Genomic DNA, 19,910 nt, shown 5'->3' with positions numbered 1-19,910 from the left:
TTTGCCCTAAGTAATTTAAACGCATACATGTTACATCAATTTAAGATAGAAAATTTCAAGACCCTAAGCGGAGCTACGCAAGACATTCAATTGTCGTATCAACTATTTGGTAAAGAATTGCACACGGCCCCAATTGTGATGGTGAATCATGCGTTGACAGGTAACTCAAATGTTACGGGAGATGATGGCTGGTGGTCAGAAATTATTGGAGAAGGAAAATGCATAGATACCCAAATTTATACCGTGTTGGCATTTAACATTCCGGGTAATGGGTTTGATGGTTTTGTCATAGAAAACTATAAGGATTTTGTGGCAGGCGACATGGCGCGTATTTTTCTAAAAGGATTAGAATTGCTTAAGGTAAACCACTTACACGCTTTGGTAGGCGGTTCTTTGGGTGGCGGCATTGCCTGGGAAATGATTGCGTTGAATCCTGACATTGCCGATAATTTAATTCCTGTAGCATCGGATTGGAAATCTACGGATTGGCTTATTGCCAACTGTCAAATTCAAGAGCAGTTCTTGGTCAATTCTAAAAATCCAGTGCATGATGCCCGTATGCATGCTATGTTGTGTTACCGTACGCCGGAGTCTTTTAAAGAACGCTTTAAAAGAAGTACCAATGAGGAGCTCAATGTGTTTAACGTAGAAAGTTGGTTAATGCACCATGGTAAAAAGTTGCAGGAGCGTTTTCAACTATCAGCATATAAGTTGATGAACCAATTGCTTAAGACCATTGATATAACTCGCAATGGCGAAACCATTTTCACTAAGATTGAAGAAAGCAACATACGCATACACATTATTGGGGTGAATTCCGATTTGTTTTTTACGGCAGAAGAAAACAAGGAAACCTACAAAAGATTAGCCCAAAGTAGTAGCAATGTTACCTACGGTGAAGTACAATCGTTACATGGCCACGATGCGTTTTTAATCGAATTTAAACAATTAGAAAATTTAATTCGCCCTGTATTTGAGCAACAACGCGTACAATCTGGATTAAAGGTTTTAAAATTTGGTGGTCGTTCTTTGTCCAATGGTAAAGGATTAAATGCGGTTTTAGATATACTAACCCAAAGGGTTGCTGCGGGCGAACGTTTAGCGGTTGTACTTTCTGCTAGAGAAAAAGCTACGGACACCTTAGAGCGCTTGTTAGAAAAAGCAGCATCTGGGGGTGATTATAAATCGGATTTACAAAGTTTTGCCCTATACCAACAGGCAGGTTTGGCCCAGGTAGATATGAGCCAAGAACTTTCGGTACTAGAAAGTAAACTGAACGGTGTTGCTCTTTTGGGGGATTATAGTGCCAAAACCAAAGATGAAGTCTTGTCTTTTGGTGAGCTTATTTCTGGCCAATTGGTGAGCAGATTGTTAAAAGAAAAGGGTATTAATGCGGTATTTATAGATTCGCGCCAGCTCATAAAAACGGATAACGCTTTTGGTGAGGCAAAGGTAGATGAAGGTTTGTCCAAAATTAAGGTAGTAGAAAAATTTGCCCAGTTAGAACCAGATGCGGTGCCAATAATTACGGGTTTTATCGCCTCTAATGAAAAAGGAGAAACCACTACCTTGGGTAGAAATGGAAGTAACTACACGGCATCTCTTTTTGCCAATTTCTTAGATGCAGAAGAATTACTGAATTACACGCATGTAGATGGTATTTTTACCGCAAATCCAGATGTGGTAACCGATGCTAAAATTATTGATTCACTCTCATTTGCAGAGGCCAATGAGCTAGCTAATTTTGGGGCTTATATTCTCCATGCAAAAACCATAATTCCGCTTTTAGAAAAGAATATTCCATTACGAATTTTAAATACATTCAATCCAAACTCAAAAGGCACGCTAATTAGCGCGGATGGCGGTAAACAGGGGATTACTTCTTTGAGTGTTATGGAAAACATGGCCCTAATTAACCTAGAAGGTCGTGGTTTGCTCGGTAAAGCGGGTGTAGATGCGCGTATTTTTAATGCGTTGGGACGTAGAAATATAAGTGTGGGTATCATATCTCAAGGCTCCTCAGAAAGAGGTATTGGTTTGGTAGTAAATGCCAAGCGTGCTTTGGATGCGAAAAAAGCGCTTGAAGATGAATTTGCCAATGATTTTGGTTCTAAAGACGTTAACAGTATTTCAGTAAATAAAGAAGTGGTGGTAATTTCCGTAGTAGGGCAAGATTTGAGTTCCTTTCATGAACCCTTTAATGCATTGATTAAGAATAAGGTGGTGCCCATTTTATTCAATAATACAGTATCTGGAAAAAACATCAGTTTGGTGTTTCATAAACAAGATTTGCACAAAGCGGCAAATGTTATGCACGGCCAAATTTTCGGTATCGCAAAGCGAATTAACCTAGCCATTTTTGGTGTAGGTACCGTTGGTGGTACGCTTATAGACCAAATTTTAGCGTCTAAGGAAAGTATTGTAGATAGAAAGGGAATAGAGGTAAATATTTTCGCGATTGCCAATTCTAAGCAAGTGCTGTTAAATAGAAAAGGAATTGGTACACAATGGAAAGAGAACCTCCTAGCGCAGGGAGAAGCATATAATTTAGACACGCTTATAAAGTTTGCACAAGAAAATCACTTAGAAAATTTAATCGCTGTAGACAACACGGCGAATGCAGAATTTGTGCTAAACTATAGCAAACTTATTAAAGGCGGTTTCGACTTGGTATCGTCTAATAAAATAGCTAACACCCTTGATTATCAGTTTTATAAAGATGTTAGAAAGGAGTTGAATGCCAACCGTAAACAGTATTTGTACGAGACAAATGTGGGGGCAGGCTTACCTTTGATAGACACCATTAAATTGTTGCATTTGTCAGGTGAGAATATTACCCGCATAAAAGGGGTGTTTTCGGGTTCTTTAAGTTATATTTTTAATACGTTTTCCGTGAACGATGTGCCTTTTTCTAAAGTAGTTTTAGAAGCAAAAGAGAAGGGATACACGGAGCCGGACCCAAGAGAGGATTTATCTGGGAACGATGTGGGTAGAAAGTTGTTGATTCTGGCACGTGAGCTAGAATTGGAGAACGAGTTTACAGATATTGAAATTAAAAATTTGATTCCAGAGCAATTGAGAGCTGTAGAGCAAGATGTCTTTTTGGAACGCGTAACCGAGTTGGATGCCGAATTTAAAGCGGTAAAAGAAAATCAAGATGCAGACCATGTTCTACGATACGTGGGCGATTTGCATGGCGATTTGCAACAAGATAAAGGAGTGTTAGAAGTAAAATTGGTGTCAGTGCCCAAGTCAAGTGCTTTAGGGCAAATAACCGGTTCAGATTCCATTATTGAAATTTATACGGAATCATATGGTGAGAACCCAATTACCATACAAGGTGCCGGCGCGGGTGCTGCGGTAACTGCACGCGGTGTATTTGGAGATATTTTGCGCATAGCAGAGAAAGGCTAGTTTTTTTAAAAGAAAAGGAGAATGGAGAATAAGTTTGAAACCAATGCAATAAGAAATCAACTAGAACGGTCACAATACCTAGAGCATTCCGTACCTATGTACGTTACCTCTAGTTTTGTTTTTGATGACGCTGAAGATATGCGTGCTTCTTTTGCAGAAGAAAAAGATAGAAACATCTATTCGCGTTACAGCAATCCTAATAACAATGAATTTGTGGCAAAGATTTGCGAGATGGAAGGTGCGGAGGCTGGTTTTGCATTTGCCTCAGGTATGGCTGCAGTTTTTTCCACTTTTGCTGCTTTGTCAGAAAGCGGAGACCACATTGTTGCCTCTAAAAGTATCTTTGGCTCTACGCTTAATCTATTCAACTCGTTCTTACCCAAATGGAACATAGAAACCAGCTATTTTGGTGTTAATGAGGTAGATAAGATTGAAGGTCTTATCACGGAAAAAACCAAAATATTATATGCCGAATCACCTACAAATCCGGGTGTGGATATTGTAGATTTGGAGGTGCTGGGAGCAATAGCTAAAAAGCATAACCTCATATTGATAATAGACAACTGTTTTGCTTCGCCCTACTTACAGCAACCCATGAAATTTGGAGCCGATTTGGTTATTCATTCGGCAACTAAGTTAATAGATGGTCAGGGTAGGGTCTTGGGCGGTATTACTGTAGGTAAGGGAGATTTGGTAGATAAGGTATATCGTTTTTCAAGAATTACGGGGCCGGCACTTTCGCCTTTTAATGCGTGGGTGCTTTCCAAAAGTTTAGAAACTCTGGCGGTACGTGTAGATAGGCATTGCGAAAACGCCCTAAAGCTTGCCGAGTATTTAGAATCGCACCCCAAGATTAATTGGGTTAAGTACCCATTTTTAAAGTCGCACCCCAAATATGACGTTGCCATAAAGCAAATGAAAGCTGGTGGTTGTGTAGTAGCTTTTGAAGTTAAAGGTGGTTTAGAAGCAGGTAGAAAATTCTTTGATTCCATTAAGTTATTGTCGTTATCTGCCAATTTAGGTGATGCCCGTAGTATTGTTACGCATCCAGCATCTACAACGCATAGCAAATTAACGCCAGAACAGCGTTTAGAAGCAGGTATAACAGAAGGTGCTGTAAGGGTATCGGTAGGTTTGGAGCATATAGATGATATTATTGCAGATATAAGTCAGGCATTGGGATAGGCATTTTCACTATATTCGTACTATGCTGTCCAAAAAAACCAAGTACGGATTAAAGGCTTTGGCCTACCTAGCACAACAAGAGGGTAAAACCCCAGTGCAAATTGCAGAAATTGCCAAAGAAGAGAATATCTCCCAAAAATTTTTGGAAAGTATTCTGTTGTCTTTAAGGCGCAATGGTTTTTTGGGTTCTAAAAAAGGAAAAGGCGGTGGCTATTATTTAATTAAGGAGCCAAAAGACATCCCTATGACCACGGTAATGCGGGTTTTAGAAGGGCCTATTGCTATGGTGCCTTGTGTAAGCCTAAATTTTTATGAATCTTGTGATGATTGCCCGGACGAAGCTACTTGTTCCGTGCACAAATTAATGCTTCAAGTTAGGGATAGTGCGCTAGAAGTGTACAGAAATAACACCTTGGCAGACCTGCTATAAGATAGATTCCATCTTAAATTTTCTTAAAAAAATCACCTAATTTTTAATAATCTACTAAAACGGTAGGGTAAATGTGAAATTTAACCTTATTCTGCATTTTGGTATAAAAAATTGCCCTATGTTTGTAATCTCTAGTAAATAGATAGGATAATAAGATTATGATTGCAGATCAACTTGTTGTAGATTCCAAAAAAGAGAAAAGCACCTATGCAAAGGACAAAAATGCAGAAAGTCCTAAGCGTAGCATTGCTAAAAGTATAAGCTGGCGTATTGTAGGTACAATAGATACGGTAATAATTTCTTGGATAGTTACGGGTACGTTAACCTTGGCCTTTTCTATTGGTTTAATAGAGCTGGTAACTAAGATGGTGCTTTACTTTTTTCACGAACGTATTTGGAACAGCATTAGTTGGGGTAAAAAATAAAAAGCTATGTCAGAAGATCAATTACCAAAATGGAATGCACAACTAAAAGGTATTCCGCCACAAGAAATCATAGCATGGGCATTACAGCACGGTGATAACCCTGTATTAACCACCAATTTTAGACCATACGAGGTGGCCATATTACACGCTGTAACAGACGTGGCTCCTAATATTCCAGTAATTTGGTGCGATACGGGCTATAACACCCCTAATACCTACAAGCATGCAGAAGAATTAATAGCGCGTTTAAAGCTAAACGTAAAATTATATGTGCCAAAACAAACAGTAGCACATAGAGATGCAGTAATGGGTATTCCGCAAATAGATGACCCAAGACATAAGCTATTTACAGAGCAAGTAAAACTAGAGCCTTTTCAAAGAGCAATGGCAGAGCATAAGCCAGATGTATGGTTTACCAACTTAAGAAAGGGGCAGACAGCACTTAGGGATTCTTTAGATATTTTAAGTTTGAGCAAAGACGGAGTATTAAAGGTGAGTCCTTTTTACAACTACAGCGATGCTCAATTAGATGCCTATTTAAAACAATACAATTTACCTAACGAACATAAGTATTTTGATCCTACAAAGGTTTTAGAAAACCGTGAATGTGGATTGCATACCTAATAGATGATTAGAAAGAACGCCAACTGCGTTGGCTAAATAAAAATATGACCTTGGACACAGTAACAAAAGAAATTTCGGCAACGGATTCGCAAGTATTGGGCGCAACAGGAGATGTGGCTAATGCACTGGAAAACGAAGCTATCTATATTATCAGAGAAGTGGCAGCTCAATTTGAGAAGCCCGTGTTGTTATTCTCTGGAGGTAAAGACTCTATAACCTTAGTGCGCTTGGCACAAAAGGCATTTTGGCCTGCAAAAATTCCGTTCCCGTTAATGCACATAGATACGGGACATAACTTTCCAGAAACTATTGAATTTAGAGATAGGTTGGTAGAAGAATTGGGCTTGGATTTGATAGTGCGTAATGTACAAGATTCCATAGACCAAGGAAAGGTAAAGGAAGAAACGGGTAAGTATGCTAGTAGAAATATGCTACAGACAACTACTTTATTAGACGCTATTGAAGAGTTTAAGTTTGATGCGTGTATAGGTGGTGCCCGCAGAGACGAAGAAAAGGCGCGTGCTAAAGAGCGTATTTTTTCCGTGCGTGATGATTTTGGGCAGTGGGATGAAAAGAACCAACGTCCAGAATTGTTCGATATGCTAAATGGCCAGATAGAATTGGGGCAAAACGTACGTGTTTTTCCAATAAGTAACTGGACAGAACTAGATGTGTGGAGCTACATAGAAAGAGAACAAATTGAAATACCTTCTATCTATTTTGCACACCAACGTAAAATTTTCTTGAGAGACGGCTTAATATGGTCCGCAGAAGATGATGTTGTTTTTAGAGCAGAAGATGAGGTGGTAGAAGAACGTACCGTTCGTTTTAGAACAGTAGGGGATATGTCTTGTACTGCAGCGGTAGAATCCAATGCGGATACCATAGCAAAAGTAGTGGCAGAAATTCGTGAATCGTCTATCTCTGAGCGTGGAGCACGTATAGATGATAAGCGTTCTGAGGCTGCCATGGAAAAACGTAAACAACAAGGATATTTTTAATCTAGTTGATGGCCGTTGGTTGTTCGTTGCTACATTTCTACGAATACCACCAACAACTATGAACTAACAACGATAAACGAAATTGAAAGTTTTAAAATTAGCAACAGCAGGGAGTGTAGACGATGGTAAAAGTACCTTAATTGGACGTTTGTTATACGATACAAAATCTTTGACTACAGATAAATTAGAAGCCATAGAAAAAACCAGTAAGCAACGTGGTTATGACTATTTGGATTTTTCCTTGGCAACAGACGGCTTGGTGGCAGAGCGTGAGCAGGGTATCACTATAGATGTTGCCCACATTTATTTTTCTACACCAACCAAGAGTTACATTATAGCAGATACTCCAGGGCACGTAGAATATACCCGTAACATGGTTACCGGTGCTTCTACTTCTCAAGCGGCGATTATTTTAATCGATGCGCGTAAGGGGGTTATTGAGCAAACCTACAGACACTTTTTTATCAATAACATGCTTCGCATTAAAGATGTCATTGTTGCTATCAATAAAATGGATTTGGTAGATTATGCAGAGGACACTTTTAATGCCATAAAAGTAGACTTTGAGGAATTAATGGCGAAACGCGATTATCAAGATCAGAACATCACGTTTATTCCAGTAAGTGCATTAAAAGGTGATAACGTAGTTCACAAATCTGATGCAATGCCTTGGTACCAAGGACAAACATTGCTACAGCATTTAGAAGAATTAGATTTAAAAGATATCTACAATACGGGAACACCTCGTTTTCCGGTGCAATATGTAATTCGTCCTAAAACAGACGATTATCATGATTTTCGTGGTTTTGCTGGGAAAGTGTACGGTGGCGAATTAAGTGTAGGGGATGAGGTGGTAGCCTTACCATCACAAACGCGTTCTAAAATCAAGGAAATTTATTTTCACGATAAAAAATTCCAAACGGCATCTAGAAGGTCTTCGGTAACCATTACGCTAGAAGATGAGATTAATGTGAGTAGGGGAGATATGTTGGTTAAGGCAGACGATTTGCCGCAGATAGAAAAGCAATTTACCGCAACGGTATCTTGGATGGATTCTGACCAACTTACTCCTGGTAAAAAATACGTGGTACAGCATGGGGTCAATAAGGTGTTGGCTAAAGTAGATGCTATTCATCATAAAATTAAACCAGACTATACGGGTATAGATGAAGCGGCAACAAGTTTGGGTATGAATGATATTGCAAAAGTGAGCTTTAAATTGAACAAGCCTATCTTTTACGATGCATTTAAAGACCATAGAACCAACGGTTCTTTTATATTGATAGATGCACGGTCTAACGCTACAGCTGGCGTTGGCTTTATAGAATAAAATGAAGTTCTGGAGCGTAAGGTTCCAGAATTTTTTAGACTTATAACCTATAAAATCTATAGGAATTATAAATTATTTAAAATACCACTTCCTCTAAGGAGTTTTCCGCTCTTTTGAGAGGTTTAAATAGGATAGTAAAAGTTTAATTAAATATTACCGTAAAGTGCTCCTTTCCATTAGAAAGGTCGGGTGTGGCAATGCAAAGTTTTAGAACCGAAATAGAAAATCCAGTAGTAGAAAAGGATATCATTGAATTGGAGAAGAAGATTCGCCAGTTTAAAGAAGGTAAGGTAGACGAGGAGCGCTTCCGCAGTCTTAGATTGGCCCGTGGGGTCTATGGTCAAAGACAGCCGGGCGTGCAGATGATTCGTATTAAACTACCTTACGGTAAGGTTACTGCAAATCAATTGTTACGTATCTGCGATGTCTCGGACGAGTTTTCTACCGGTCGTTTGCACATTACCACAAGGCAAGACATACAAATTCATTATGTGGATTTGGAACGTACTCCAGAATTGTGGGCGCAGCTAGAAAAAGACGATATTACCCTTAGGGAAGCCTGTGGTAATACCGTGCGTAACGTAACTGCTAGTGAGACTGCTGGGATAGATTTGGACGAACCTTTTGATGTTTCGCCATATGCACATGCTGTTTTTCAGTACTTTCTTAGAAACCCTATTGGGCAAGAAATGGGGCGTAAGTTCAAAGTTTCATTTTCTGCTTCGGATGCAGATACGGGCTTGTCTTACATGCACGATTTGGGTTTCATTGCTAAAATAGAGAATGGTGTAAAAGGTTTCAAGGTGATGTTGGCCGGCGGTTTGGGTTCCCAACCAAGGCATGCAGATGAATTGTATAGCTTTTTGCCATCAGACCAAATAATTCCTTTAATGGAGCAGGTTATTCGCGTTTTCGATAGATACGGGGAGCGTAAAAGTAGAGCCAAGGCAAGAATGAAGTTTCTGCTGAAAGACATTGGTCTAGATGCGTTTAAAGAATTACTAGAGCAAGAAAAAACAGCGGTACCTCACCAAACCTATCCTATTGATGCCGAGTCGTACCCAAAGGTGAACATCGCGCAGCAAAAAGTTCCGACAATAGAAATAAAAGAAACTTTAGCATACGAGTTGTGGAAAAGCACCAACGTAATTCCACAAAAGCAAGAAGGCTACGTAGCTATTGGTATTAAAGTTTTGTTGGGCGATTTTTATACGGACAAAGCAAGAAAATTAGCGAATCTTGTAAAAGAATATGCAGCTGGTGAGTTACGCTTATCGCTACGTCAAAATATCTTAATTCCTTATGTAAAAGAGGAGTTGGTTCCTTTCTTCTACCAAGAATTAGAAAAACTTGGTTTTGTAGAAGCTGGGTATAACAAAGCTTTGGATATTACGGCATGCCCAGGAACGGATACGTGTAATCTAGGTATAGCCAGTAGTACTGGTATTGCAGAAGAGTTAGAGCGTGTAATTAAGGCGGAATACCCATCGTACATCAACAATCCAGATGTGGTTATAAAAATCAGCGGATGTATGAATGCCTGTGGGCAACACAACATGGCGCACATAGGTTTTCAAGGGATGAGTGTACGTACCAAGGATAAATTGGTGGCGCCGGCATTACAGGTTTTACTAGGTGGTGGTAACCACGGTAATGGTAACGGAACGTTTGCAGATAAAGTGGTTAAAGTACCTTCTAAAAGAGGGCCGCAGGCATTGCGCTTAATCTTGGATGATTATGAAGCTAACGGGCAAGGTAAATCTTTTGATGCCTATTATGCAGAAAAGGGCCAATTATACTTCTACGATTTTCTTAAAGAGTTAACGGATGTAGATAATCTTACCGCAGAAGATTTTGTAGACTGGGGAAATACAGAAAAATACAAAAAAGAGATTGGTGTAGGAGAATGTGCAGGGGTGATTGTGGATTTGGTAGCTACGCTATTTTTTGAAAGCCAAGAGAAAATTGATAATGCTGCAGAAGCCCTAGAACAAGGTAAATGGGCAGCAAGTATTTACTATAGCTATCAGTCTATGGTAAATTCCGCAAAAGCCTTATTGACATCAGAAAAGACTAAGGTAAATACCCACAACAGCATCATCAAGGATTTTGATGCCTTGTTTGTTGAAACTAATAAAATAGATTTTAAAGATGGTTTTAGTGATTTGGTGCTACAACTAAATCAAAACCAACCTACCGAAGCATTTGCTAAAAGTTATTTAGAAGACGCCAAACAGGTATTGGCCAAACTAGAAGCATTTAGAAATCTAGAATTACAAGAAGCCTAAAAAATGAGTCATAGTAACAATCATACAGAAAACACTACTCCATTTTCAGGGCCATTTGGGACCGATGGTAAGCTTACTGTGGTAGGGGCCGGACCAGGAGACGCAGACCTTTTTACACTTAAAGGTATAAAAGCCTTAAAAAGTGCGGACGTGGTTCTGTTTGATGCCCTAGTGAACCCTGATTTATTGGAGTATGCCCCGCAAGCAGAACAAATTTTTGTGGGGAAACGCAAAGGTTGTTACAGTTACCAACAAGAACAAATAAACGAGCTAATTGTACAACGTGGCCTTGAAGGAAAACACGTAGTACGCCTTAAGGGTGGCGACCCATTTGTGTTTGGTCGTGGTGCAGAAGAGATGGAATATGCCGCTGGTTTTGGCTTAGAAGTAGCCATGGTGCCCGGTATTTCTTCCTCGGTGTCCGTTCCTGCCTATCAAAATATTCCAGTTACTAAAAGAGGCGCGGCAGAAAGTTTTTGGGTAATTACCGGTACAACAAAGGAACATAAATTGTCTAAAGACGTGGCGTTGGCCGCAAAATCTTCCGCAACGGTGGTGATTTTAATGGGCATGAGCAAATTAGCAGAAATCATGACCTTGTTTCAACAAGAAGGTAAATCAGAAACTCCGGTTGCCATTATACAAAATGGTACTAGAAAAGATGAAAAAATAGGTATTGGCACTGTTGCTTCCATAGAGTCCAAGGCAAAGGAGCAGCAGCTGTCCAATCCTGCAATCATTATTATAGGAGATGTGGTGGCGCATAGAGCGCGTATCTTAGCAGTACAACAAGAACAAAACGTACAAGCCTAATGGAACGCAATAATCTTTATCCCATTTTCCTAAAAACCTCGCAGTTAGAAGTGCTTATCATTGGCGGTGGATTTGTAGCCGAAGAAAAGTTGCATTTTTTAACCAAGTCTAGTCCAGATGCAAAAGTAACAATGGTATCTCCTATGTTTAGAGAAGCAACTGTTGAATTGGCCAATGCATTTAATGTGACTATGATAACCGATGTTTATCACCCTAAATATTTAGAAGGTAAACATATTGTAGTGGCTACTACAGATGTGCCAGAAGTGAATATACAAGTGTATAATGACTGTAGGGCCCAGAGTAAATTGGTGAATGTTGCAGATAACCCGCCTTTGTGCGATTTCTACATGGGGGGAATTGTTACTAAAGGGAATGTAAAAGTTGCTATTTCTACCAATGGGAAGTCGCCGACAACAGCAAAACGTTTACGTCAGTTTTTTGAAGAAGTAATTCCAGAAGACATAGACCAAATGGTAAAGAACCTTAATGAGTATAGAAAAACCATTAAGGGCAATTTTGAAGAGAAAGTAGACCAGATGAATCAGATTACAGAAAAGCTGGTCAATAAAAAATAACTGACCGTGAATAATCACGGTCAAAGAGAAAGCATTAGAAAAAGAAAATTAAAATAGATTGAAATTCCCGCGCTAGCGGAAATACAAAAGTAGATAACATGATAAAGACTGATATACTTATTATTGGTGCAGGACCAACAGGATTGTTCACTGTGTTTGAAGCAGGATTGTTAAAACTTAAATGCCACATTATAGATGCATTATCACAACCGGGTGGGCAGTGCTCAGAGATTTATCCTAAAAAACCAATTTATGATATTCCTGCTTATCCAGAAATTTTAGCGGGCGATTTGGTAGACCGTTTAATGGAGCAAATAAAGCCTTTTGAGCCAGGATTTACCTTGGGAGAGCGTGCAGAGACTTTAGATAAGCAAGAAGACGGTTCGTTCATTGTTACTACTAATTTGGGTACGCAACACCATGCGCCAGTGGTTGTTATTGCTGGTGGTTTGGGTTCTTTTGAGCCAAGAAAGCCGCAAATTCCAAATTTGGATATCTATGAGACCAAAGGTGTGGAATACATGATAAAAGACCCAGAAGTGTATCGGGATAAAAAAGTGGTAATTGCTGGTGGGGGAGATTCTGCCCTAGATTGGTCTATTTTCTTGGCAGATGTAGCTTCAGAGGTACATTTGGTACACCGTAGAAACGAATTCCGTGGTGCTTTAGACTCTGTGGAAAAAGCAAGAGAATTAGCGCAGGTGGGTAAAATTAAGTTACACACCAAAGCAGAAGTAAAAGAATTGCATGGCGCGGATTCTATAGAAGCGGTAGTTATAAAGTCTACAGAACAAGGTGTGGAACCCAAGTACGTAGAGACCGATTATTTTATTCCATTGTTTGGTCTATCTCCTAAATTAGGACCTATAGGTAGTTGGGGTCTAGAGATAGAAAAGAATGCTATTAAAGTAAATAATGCCAAAGATTACCAAACCAATATACCGGGAGTCTTTGCTATTGGTGATGTGAATACGTACGAAGGAAAGTTAAAACTAATCTTATCGGGCTTTCATGAAGCAGCGGTAATGTGTCAATATGCCTATCAAATTATAAATCCAGATAAACGATTTGTAATGAAGTATACCACGGTTGGCGGTGTAGAAGGATTCGACGGATCCAAGAAAGAAGCCAAAAAAGAGGTGGTGCAAAGTATCGTCTAAAATCTTAGATGAGTTTGAGTTAGCGAGCCTCCTTACCAAGGGAGGCTTTTTTGTGATAAAAGAAACGGTTTTTTTGTATTTAACCAGCAAGGGCCTTTTCTTTGCACGCAGTTCATTAAAAATAATGTAGGTTATCAAGAAAGGTGGAGGGAATAGACCCGTTGAAACCTTAGCAACCCTTGCTTTAAATATGCTAAGCAATGAAGGTGCTACATTCTACTTCATCCTGAAATCAATTCAGGGTTTGTTGCCTTATTAAAGCAGCGTTAATGAAGAAGGATAACAAAAACAACAGTCTTTTGTGTACCCTTGTAACTTTGCTAGCCTACTAAAATAATACGTCACCAATTTTGGTGACCTTTGTAGATATGAAGATTGAAGAAGTTTTAAAGGAGCGCATTTTAGTTTTGGATGGTGCCATGGGTACCATGCTACAACGCTATAAATTTACTGAGGAAGATTTTAGGGGAGAGCGTTTTAAAGACTGGCCAAGTCCTTTACAAGGCAATAACGATTTATTATCCATAACCCAGCCCGAAGCCATTGCCACCGTGCATGCCAAATATTTTGAAGCTGGAGCGGATATTGTAGAAACCAATACTTTTTCTGGGACTACCATTGCCATGGAAGATTATGGCATGCAAGATTTGGTGTACGAACTTAATTACGAGTCGGCCAAAATAGCCAAGCGCGTTGCGGAAGAATTTACTGCCAAAGAGCCACAAAAGCCAAGGTTTGTGGCTGGTAGTATTGGCCCAACCAACAAAACAGCTAGTATGAGTCCAGATGTAAACGACCCTGGATTTAGAGCCATTTCTTTTGATGAGTTACGAGTGGCGTACAAACAACAAGTAGAGGCATTGTTAGATGGTGGAGCTGATTTATTGTTGGTAGAAACCATATTCGATACCCTAAATGCCAAAGCCGCACTTTTTGCCATAGAAGAGGTAAAAGAAGAGCGCAATATAGAAGTGCCCATCATGGTTAGCGGTACTATTACGGATGCTTCTGGCAGAACCTTATCCGGACAAACCGCAGAAGCTTTCTTAATTTCAATTTCGCATTTACCCATACTAAGTGTAGGTTTTAATTGTGCTTTGGGTGCTAAACAATTGACACCCCATTTAGAGGTAATTTCTGCAAAGTCAGATTTTTTCACCTCTGCACACCCTAATGCTGGTCTACCAAATGCTTTTGGAGAGTATGATGAAACTCCAGAAGAAATGGCCGCACAGATAAAAGAATATTTAGATAAAAACTTAGTGAATATTGTGGGTGGATGCTGTGGAACTACGCCAGAACATATTAGTGCGATAGCAAAATTGGCTGCTGGCTATGCGCCTCGCCCGTTATCCGTTAAACGTTAATCGTAGGTCGAAAGGATGGATTACAAAGAATTGGATGTTTGGGTGCAAGCTAGAGAATTAGTAAAGAAAATATACTTGCTTTCAAAGGCTTTTCCTGATGATGAGCGTTATGGTCTTACTTCTCAAATTAGAAGATGTGCGGTATCGGTTTCCTCAAATATAGCCGAGGGCTGTGGAAGGCAGACTGCTAAAGACACGATTAATTTCTTGCATATCGCCAGAGGTTCTTTGTTTGAGTTGGAGACTCAAACAATTTTAGCGTCAGATTTAGAATATCTTCGGCACAATGAAAGTGAAATTTTAAATGAAATTGAGCGAGTTAAAAAACTGCTCAATGGATTCATTAATTACCATAGAAAGTTATGAGTCTGTCAAACGAACAACATAAAACGAATAACGGTCAACGGTTTTTGAGGTTGAGTGGTCTAGAACCCTTGGTCATAACCCCAGAAAGTAACTTTATAAATGTAGGGGAGCGCACCAATGTGGCTGGTTCTAAGCGTTTTTTGCGTTTAATAAAGGAAGAAAAGTTCGAAGAGGCTTTGGATGTTGCCAGACATCAGGTAGAAGGTGGCGCACAGATAATAGATATTAACATGGATGATGGCCTTATAGATGGTAAGGCGGCCATGGTAAAGTACCTAAATTTAATAATCGCCGAGCCAGATATTGCCCGTGTGCCTATCATGATAGATAGTTCTAAATGGGAAATTATAGAGGCTGGATTACAAGTGGTACAAGGTAAATGTGTCGTAAATTCTATTAGTTTAAAAGAAGGTGAGGCAGAGTTTATTCACCATGCCAAATTGATCAAGAGATATGGGGCGGCCGTTATTGTAATGGCATTTGATGAGGTTGGCCAGGCAGATAATTATGAAAGGCGAATAGAAATTGCGGAACGCTCGTACCGAATTCTGGTAGATAAAGTAAAATTTGCTCCAGAAGACATCATTTTCGATTTGAACATTTTCCCCGTAGCCACGGGAATGGAAGAACACCGAAAAAACGCAATTGATTTTATCGAGGCTACGCGTTGGGTGCGCCAGTACTTGCCGTATTGTAGTGTAAGTGGTGGGGTAAGTAATGTTTCGTTTTCGTTTAGGGGTAATAATCCCGTTAGGGAAGCCATGCACTCTGTATTTTTATACCATGCTATTAAGGCGGGCATGAATATAGGTATTGTAAACCCAACTATGTTAGAGGTTTATGATGATATCCCTAAAGACCTTTTAGAACACGTAGAGGATGTGATTTTAGATAGAAGGGATGATGCAACAGAGCGATTATTAGAGTTTGCAGAAACCTTTCAAGGAAAAACCAAGGAAAGTACGGTAGATTTATCTTGGCGAGAAGAGCCATTGCAAGACCGTATAACCAGAGCCTTAGTAAAAGGTATTGACCAATATATTATAGAAGATGTAGAAGAGGCTAGACAACAGGCAGCAAAACCATTGCACGTTATTGAAGGCAATTTAATGACGGGTATGAATGTGGTGGGCGACTTGTTCGGGAGCGGAAAAATGTTCTTGCCCCAGGTGGTAAAATCTGCTCGGGTTATGAAAAAAGCGGTTGCCTACCTAACACCTTATATAGAAGCATCTAAGGACAAATCTACGGGGGCTAACGGAAAGGTGCTAATGGCTACTGTAAAAGGCGATGTGCACGATATTGGTAAAAATATTGTATCGGTGGTATTGGCTTGTAACAATTATGAGATTGTAGATTTAGGGGTCATGGTACCGCCAGAGGTAATTATCAATCGTGCAATAGAAGAGCAGGTAGATGTAATTGGTCTTAGTGGATTAATAACACCTTCTTTAGATGAGATGGTTTTCTTGGCCAAAGAAATGGAACGCCAAAACTTTAATGTGCCCTTGTTAATAGGAGGGGCAACTACCAGTAAAGCACATACTGCAGTAAAAATAGACCCAGTATATAAACATGCAGTCGTACATGTAAATGATGCGTCTAGAGCGGTAACCGTGGTGGGCGATTTGCTTCAAAAAGAATCATCTGATACCTATAAAAAGTCGGTAAAGTTAGATTACGAAAGCTTTAGGGAAAAGTTTTTGAATCGTTCCAAGCATAAAGAATACTTGACTTTGGAACAGGCTAGAGCGAATAAATTAAAAATCGATTTTAAACCAGAAGATATTGTAAAACCAAAGGCTTTAGGAACTACGGTTTTAGAAGATTTTGATTTGAGAGTCTTAGTAGACTTTATAGACTGGACGCCGTTTTTTAGAAGCTGGGATTTACATGGAAAATATCCAGAAATTTTAGAAGATAAGGTGGTAGGTGCACAAGCAAAAGAACTGTTTTCAGATGCGCAGAAAATGCTTGTAGAAATTTTAGAGGAAGAATTGCTAAAAGGAAAAGCTACTTTTGGGTTGTTCCCTGCCAATCAGATAAATGATGATGACATTGAATTGGGTGTACCAGGTAGTGAAGCCACCGTTTTTAGAACACTAAGACAGCAAACTAAAAAACGAGATGGTGTGGCAAATATCGCGTTAGCAGATTTTATTGCACCTAAAGAAAGTGGGTTACAAGATTATATTGGCTGTTTCTGTGTTTCGGCAGGTTTTGGAACCAAAGAATTGGCAGAAAAATACGAAGCTGCCCATGACGATTATTCTAGTATAATGGTCAAAGCATTAGCAGACCGTTTGGCAGAGGCATTTGCAGAATATTTGCACAGAGAGGTGCGCACTAACTATTGGGGTTACGCCAATGCAGAGAATTTAGACAATACGGAACTTATCAAAGAAAGTTATCGGGGTATACGTCCTGCACCGGGTTATCCTGCCTGTCCAGACCATTTAGAGAAGCTAACCATTTGGGAATTAATGCAGGTAGAAGAAACCATTGGGGTGGAATTGACAGATAGTTTGGCCATGTGGCCCGCAGCCAGTGTAAGTGGGTATTATTTTGCGCATCCAGAAGCTAAATACTTTGGATTAGGAAAGATAAAAGAAGACCAAGTACAAGATTTTGCTAATCGTAAAGGCATAGAAAAGGAAGTTGCAGAAAGATGGTTGGCACCTAACATTGCAGAAGCTCCTTGACCGTTAAAAGGTAATATTGATTAAGAGCGATAAAAGTTTGAAAACTAACAAATAAAAATAGTCCCCGTAAAATTTCTTCTCTTTTGGAGAGGGCGGGTTAGAGGCTTATGAAAGTAACCGAACATATAGCAAACGCTAAGGGAGAAACGTTATTCAGTTTTGAAATTGTACCTCCGGTAAAGGGTAAAAACATACAAGATTTGTATGATAATATAGACCCCTTAATGGAGTTTAAACCACCATTTATTGACGTTACTACCTCTAGGGAGGAGTATGTGTACATAGAAAAAAATGGGCTTTTAGAAAAAAAGGTTACACGTATGCGTCCGGGTACTGTTGGTATCTGTGCGTCTTTGCAGTACAAATACAATGTAGATACCGTACCCCATGTACTTTGTGGTGGTTTTACCAAAGAGGAGACAGAATACATGTTGGTAGATTGCCAATACTTGGGTATAGACAATATCATGGCACTACGTGGAGACGCCATGAAGGGCGAGCAGTATTTTAGCCCTTGTGAAGGTGGGCATAGCTACGCTAAAGGCTTGGTAGAACAGGTTGCTGCATTAAACCAAGGTAAATATTTAATAGACGAACTTAAGATGGAACACACACCAAATTTCTGTATTGGTGTGGCGGGTTATCCTGAAAAGCATTTGGAGGCGCCAAGTCTTCAAAATGATTTAAAACGCCTAAAAGAAAAAGTAGACGCTGGGGCAGATTATGTAGTAACCCAGATGTTTTTTGACAATAAAAAATATTTTGAATTCGTAGATGCCGCAAGAGCAATTGGGATTACTATTCCTATAATTCCGGGGATTAAACCTTTAGCCGTACAAAAGCATTTACGTTTATTGCCCCAAGTGTTTTGGGTTAACTTACCCGAAGATTTAATAGATGCCGTAGAGGCCTGCCCAGATAATAAAGCGGTAAGGCAAGTTGGTATAGAATGGGCCATACAGCAATCTAAAGAATTAAAAGATGCTGGCGTTCCTGTTTTGCATTATTATTCCATGGGTAAGTCTAGCAATATTAAAGCTATTGCGGCAGCCCTGTTTTAATTAACATAACCCTTGCGCATATCTTTGGTAGATTGCCATTAGATTAAATACCTTTGGGGGCTTATGAAAAAAGCTTGGATACTTTTTTTCTTGGTTTTGTCTATCTGCGCTAGGGCACAACAAAAGCAAGATGCCCCACATTTTGTGTTAGAAGCCAATCAGTTTTATGGATCTGTATTATTGCACAACACGGATATTTCGCATTTAATTAAAAACCATCCTGGGGGTGTTATTTTAGGATTTAATAGAAAACGCTTTGGCAAACAAAAGTGGGAAGCAGATTTTGGTTATCCAGATACGGGTTTCACTTTTGTCTATCAAGACATGAACAACACCACCTTAGGGGAGCATTTTGGGCTATATGCGCATTATAATTTCTATTTTCTAAAACGAAATCTACAGTTTAGGGTAGCACAGGGAATTAGCTACAATACCAATCCGTATGATAAGGCCAATAACTTTAGAAACAATGCTTACGGTTCTCATTTATTGAGTTCCACAATGGTAATGCTTAATTACAATAAGGAGCGACTTATAGACCGTTTTGGTGTTAAGGCCGGTTTGTCTTTAATCCATTATTCTAATGCTAATTTTAAGGCACCCAATACCTCTACCAATACTTTTGCATTCAATGTAGGGGTTACGTACGATTTAAATGCAGAAGATAGACCAGATTTCATAACGTATGATAAGGAGCCAAAATATAAAGAGCCCATTAAGTTGAATTTGGTTTTGCGTGGTGGTGTTAATGAGAGCGATGTAGTTAATAGTGGCCAGTATGGGTTTGTAATTGCATCTGCGTATGCAGACAAACGCTTCGGTAGAAAAAGTGCTATTCAATTTGGGGCAGATGCTTTCTTCTCTAATTTTTTAAAGGAACTTATTGCTTTTCAAGCCACTTCTTTTCCAGAGATGGACGTACAGCTAGATGATGATTATAAACGTGTAGGCTTGTTTTTGGGGCACGAGTTGTTTGTTAACAAACTAAGTGTAGTTACCCAATTGGGATATTACGTGTATTACCCTTTTGATTTTGAAGGAAAAGTGTACAACAGGGTAGGTTTAAAACGCTATTTTGGTGATAAGGTTTTTGGAGCTATTACCTTAAAATCTCATGGTGCGGCAGCAGAGGCGCTAGAATTTGGTATTGGAGTGCGGTTATAAAT

The 19,910-nt window shown here is 39.5% G+C and carries 16 protein-coding genes and 1 riboswitch; all 16 genes read left to right on the top strand.

What is annotated here, in order from left to right; translation table 11 throughout:
* Positions 1-27: 27 nt before the first annotated feature.
* The 16 genes from thrA (at position 28) to ACXAGS_RS08820 (ending at position 19,908) form a co-directional block, all read left to right on the top strand.
* The gene (gene thrA, locus ACXAGS_RS08895) at positions 28-3,414 is read left to right on the top strand and encodes a bifunctional aspartate kinase/homoserine dehydrogenase I (RefSeq protein ID WP_474906207.1); all 3,387 of its coding nucleotides are present in this window, start codon (positions 28-30) and stop codon (positions 3,412-3,414) included.
* Positions 3,415-3,435: 21 nt separating this feature from the next.
* Entirely contained in the window at positions 3,436-4,599 is a 1,164-nt protein-coding gene (locus tag ACXAGS_RS08890) for a trans-sulfuration enzyme family protein (protein ID WP_474906206.1), read from the top strand.
* Between the two features lie 22 nt (positions 4,600-4,621).
* Positions 4,622-5,029 carry an RrF2 family transcriptional regulator gene (locus ACXAGS_RS08885; RefSeq protein WP_474906205.1) on the top strand — a complete coding sequence of 136 codons (408 nt, stop codon included), beginning with the start codon at positions 4,622-4,624 and terminating at the stop codon, positions 5,027-5,029.
* Positions 5,030-5,187: 158 nt separating this feature from the next.
* Positions 5,188-5,454, top strand: a complete 267-nt coding sequence (locus tag ACXAGS_RS08880) for a DUF2061 domain-containing protein (RefSeq protein WP_010519084.1) — start codon at positions 5,188-5,190, stop codon at positions 5,452-5,454.
* Between the two features lie 6 nt (positions 5,455-5,460).
* Entirely contained in the window at positions 5,461-6,078 is a 618-nt protein-coding gene (locus ACXAGS_RS08875) for a phosphoadenosine phosphosulfate reductase domain-containing protein (RefSeq protein ID WP_474906204.1), read from the top strand.
* 44 nt (positions 6,079-6,122) lie between these two features.
* Positions 6,123-7,079 (top strand): sulfate adenylyltransferase subunit CysD, encoded by a 957-nt coding sequence (gene cysD / locus ACXAGS_RS08870; RefSeq protein WP_474906203.1) that lies wholly within the window; start codon positions 6,123-6,125, stop codon positions 7,077-7,079.
* Positions 7,080-7,161: 82 nt separating this feature from the next.
* Positions 7,162-8,409: a sulfate adenylyltransferase subunit 1 gene (locus tag ACXAGS_RS08865; protein ID WP_474906202.1), complete on the top strand. Its 1,248-nt coding sequence runs from the start codon at positions 7,162-7,164 to the stop codon at positions 8,407-8,409.
* A gap of 197 nt (positions 8,410-8,606) precedes the next feature.
* Positions 8,607-10,697 (top strand): HEPN domain-containing protein, encoded by a 2,091-nt coding sequence (locus ACXAGS_RS08860; RefSeq protein WP_474906201.1) that lies wholly within the window; start codon positions 8,607-8,609, stop codon positions 10,695-10,697.
* 3 nt (positions 10,698-10,700) lie between these two features.
* Positions 10,701-11,510, top strand: a complete 810-nt coding sequence (cobA, locus tag ACXAGS_RS08855) for a uroporphyrinogen-III C-methyltransferase (RefSeq protein WP_474906200.1) — start codon at positions 10,701-10,703, stop codon at positions 11,508-11,510.
* The gene (locus tag ACXAGS_RS08850; protein ID WP_474906199.1) at positions 11,510-12,088 is read left to right on the top strand and encodes a precorrin-2 dehydrogenase/sirohydrochlorin ferrochelatase family protein; all 579 of its coding nucleotides are present in this window, start codon (positions 11,510-11,512) and stop codon (positions 12,086-12,088) included. Before cobA ends, ACXAGS_RS08850 begins: the two co-directional genes overlap by 1 nt.
* Positions 12,089-12,186: 98 nt before the next feature.
* A complete protein-coding gene (locus tag ACXAGS_RS08845) occupies positions 12,187-13,248 on the top strand; it encodes an NAD(P)/FAD-dependent oxidoreductase (protein ID WP_474906198.1) in 1,062 nt (353 codons plus the stop codon).
* A gap of 128 nt (positions 13,249-13,376) precedes the next feature.
* Positions 13,377-13,501: riboswitch (SAM riboswitch) on the top strand.
* A 115-nt stretch (positions 13,502-13,616) separates the two neighbouring features.
* Complete coding sequence (locus ACXAGS_RS08840) at positions 13,617-14,615, top strand: homocysteine S-methyltransferase family protein (RefSeq protein ID WP_474906197.1); 999 nt, start codon at positions 13,617-13,619, stop codon at positions 14,613-14,615.
* A 15-nt stretch (positions 14,616-14,630) separates the two neighbouring features.
* On the top strand, positions 14,631-14,981 hold the full coding sequence (locus ACXAGS_RS08835; RefSeq protein WP_474906196.1) for a four helix bundle protein: 351 nt from the start codon (positions 14,631-14,633) through the stop codon (positions 14,979-14,981).
* A complete protein-coding gene (metH, locus tag ACXAGS_RS08830; RefSeq protein ID WP_474906195.1) occupies positions 14,978-17,683 on the top strand; it encodes a methionine synthase in 2,706 nt (901 codons plus the stop codon). Before ACXAGS_RS08835 ends, metH begins: the two co-directional genes overlap by 4 nt.
* A gap of 107 nt (positions 17,684-17,790) precedes the next feature.
* On the top strand, positions 17,791-18,744 hold the full coding sequence (gene metF, locus ACXAGS_RS08825) for a methylenetetrahydrofolate reductase [NAD(P)H] (RefSeq protein ID WP_474906194.1): 954 nt from the start codon (positions 17,791-17,793) through the stop codon (positions 18,742-18,744).
* Between the two features lie 63 nt (positions 18,745-18,807).
* Positions 18,808-19,908, top strand: a complete 1,101-nt coding sequence (locus tag ACXAGS_RS08820) for an acyloxyacyl hydrolase (protein ID WP_474906193.1) — start codon at positions 18,808-18,810, stop codon at positions 19,906-19,908.
* Positions 19,909-19,910: the final 2 nt, after the last annotated feature.

The sequence above is a fragment of the Croceivirga sp. ABH4_376 genome (assembly GCF_056160685.1).
Note: the sequence above shows the minus strand (reverse complement) of the source record. Positions and strands in the feature narration are given on the sequence as shown.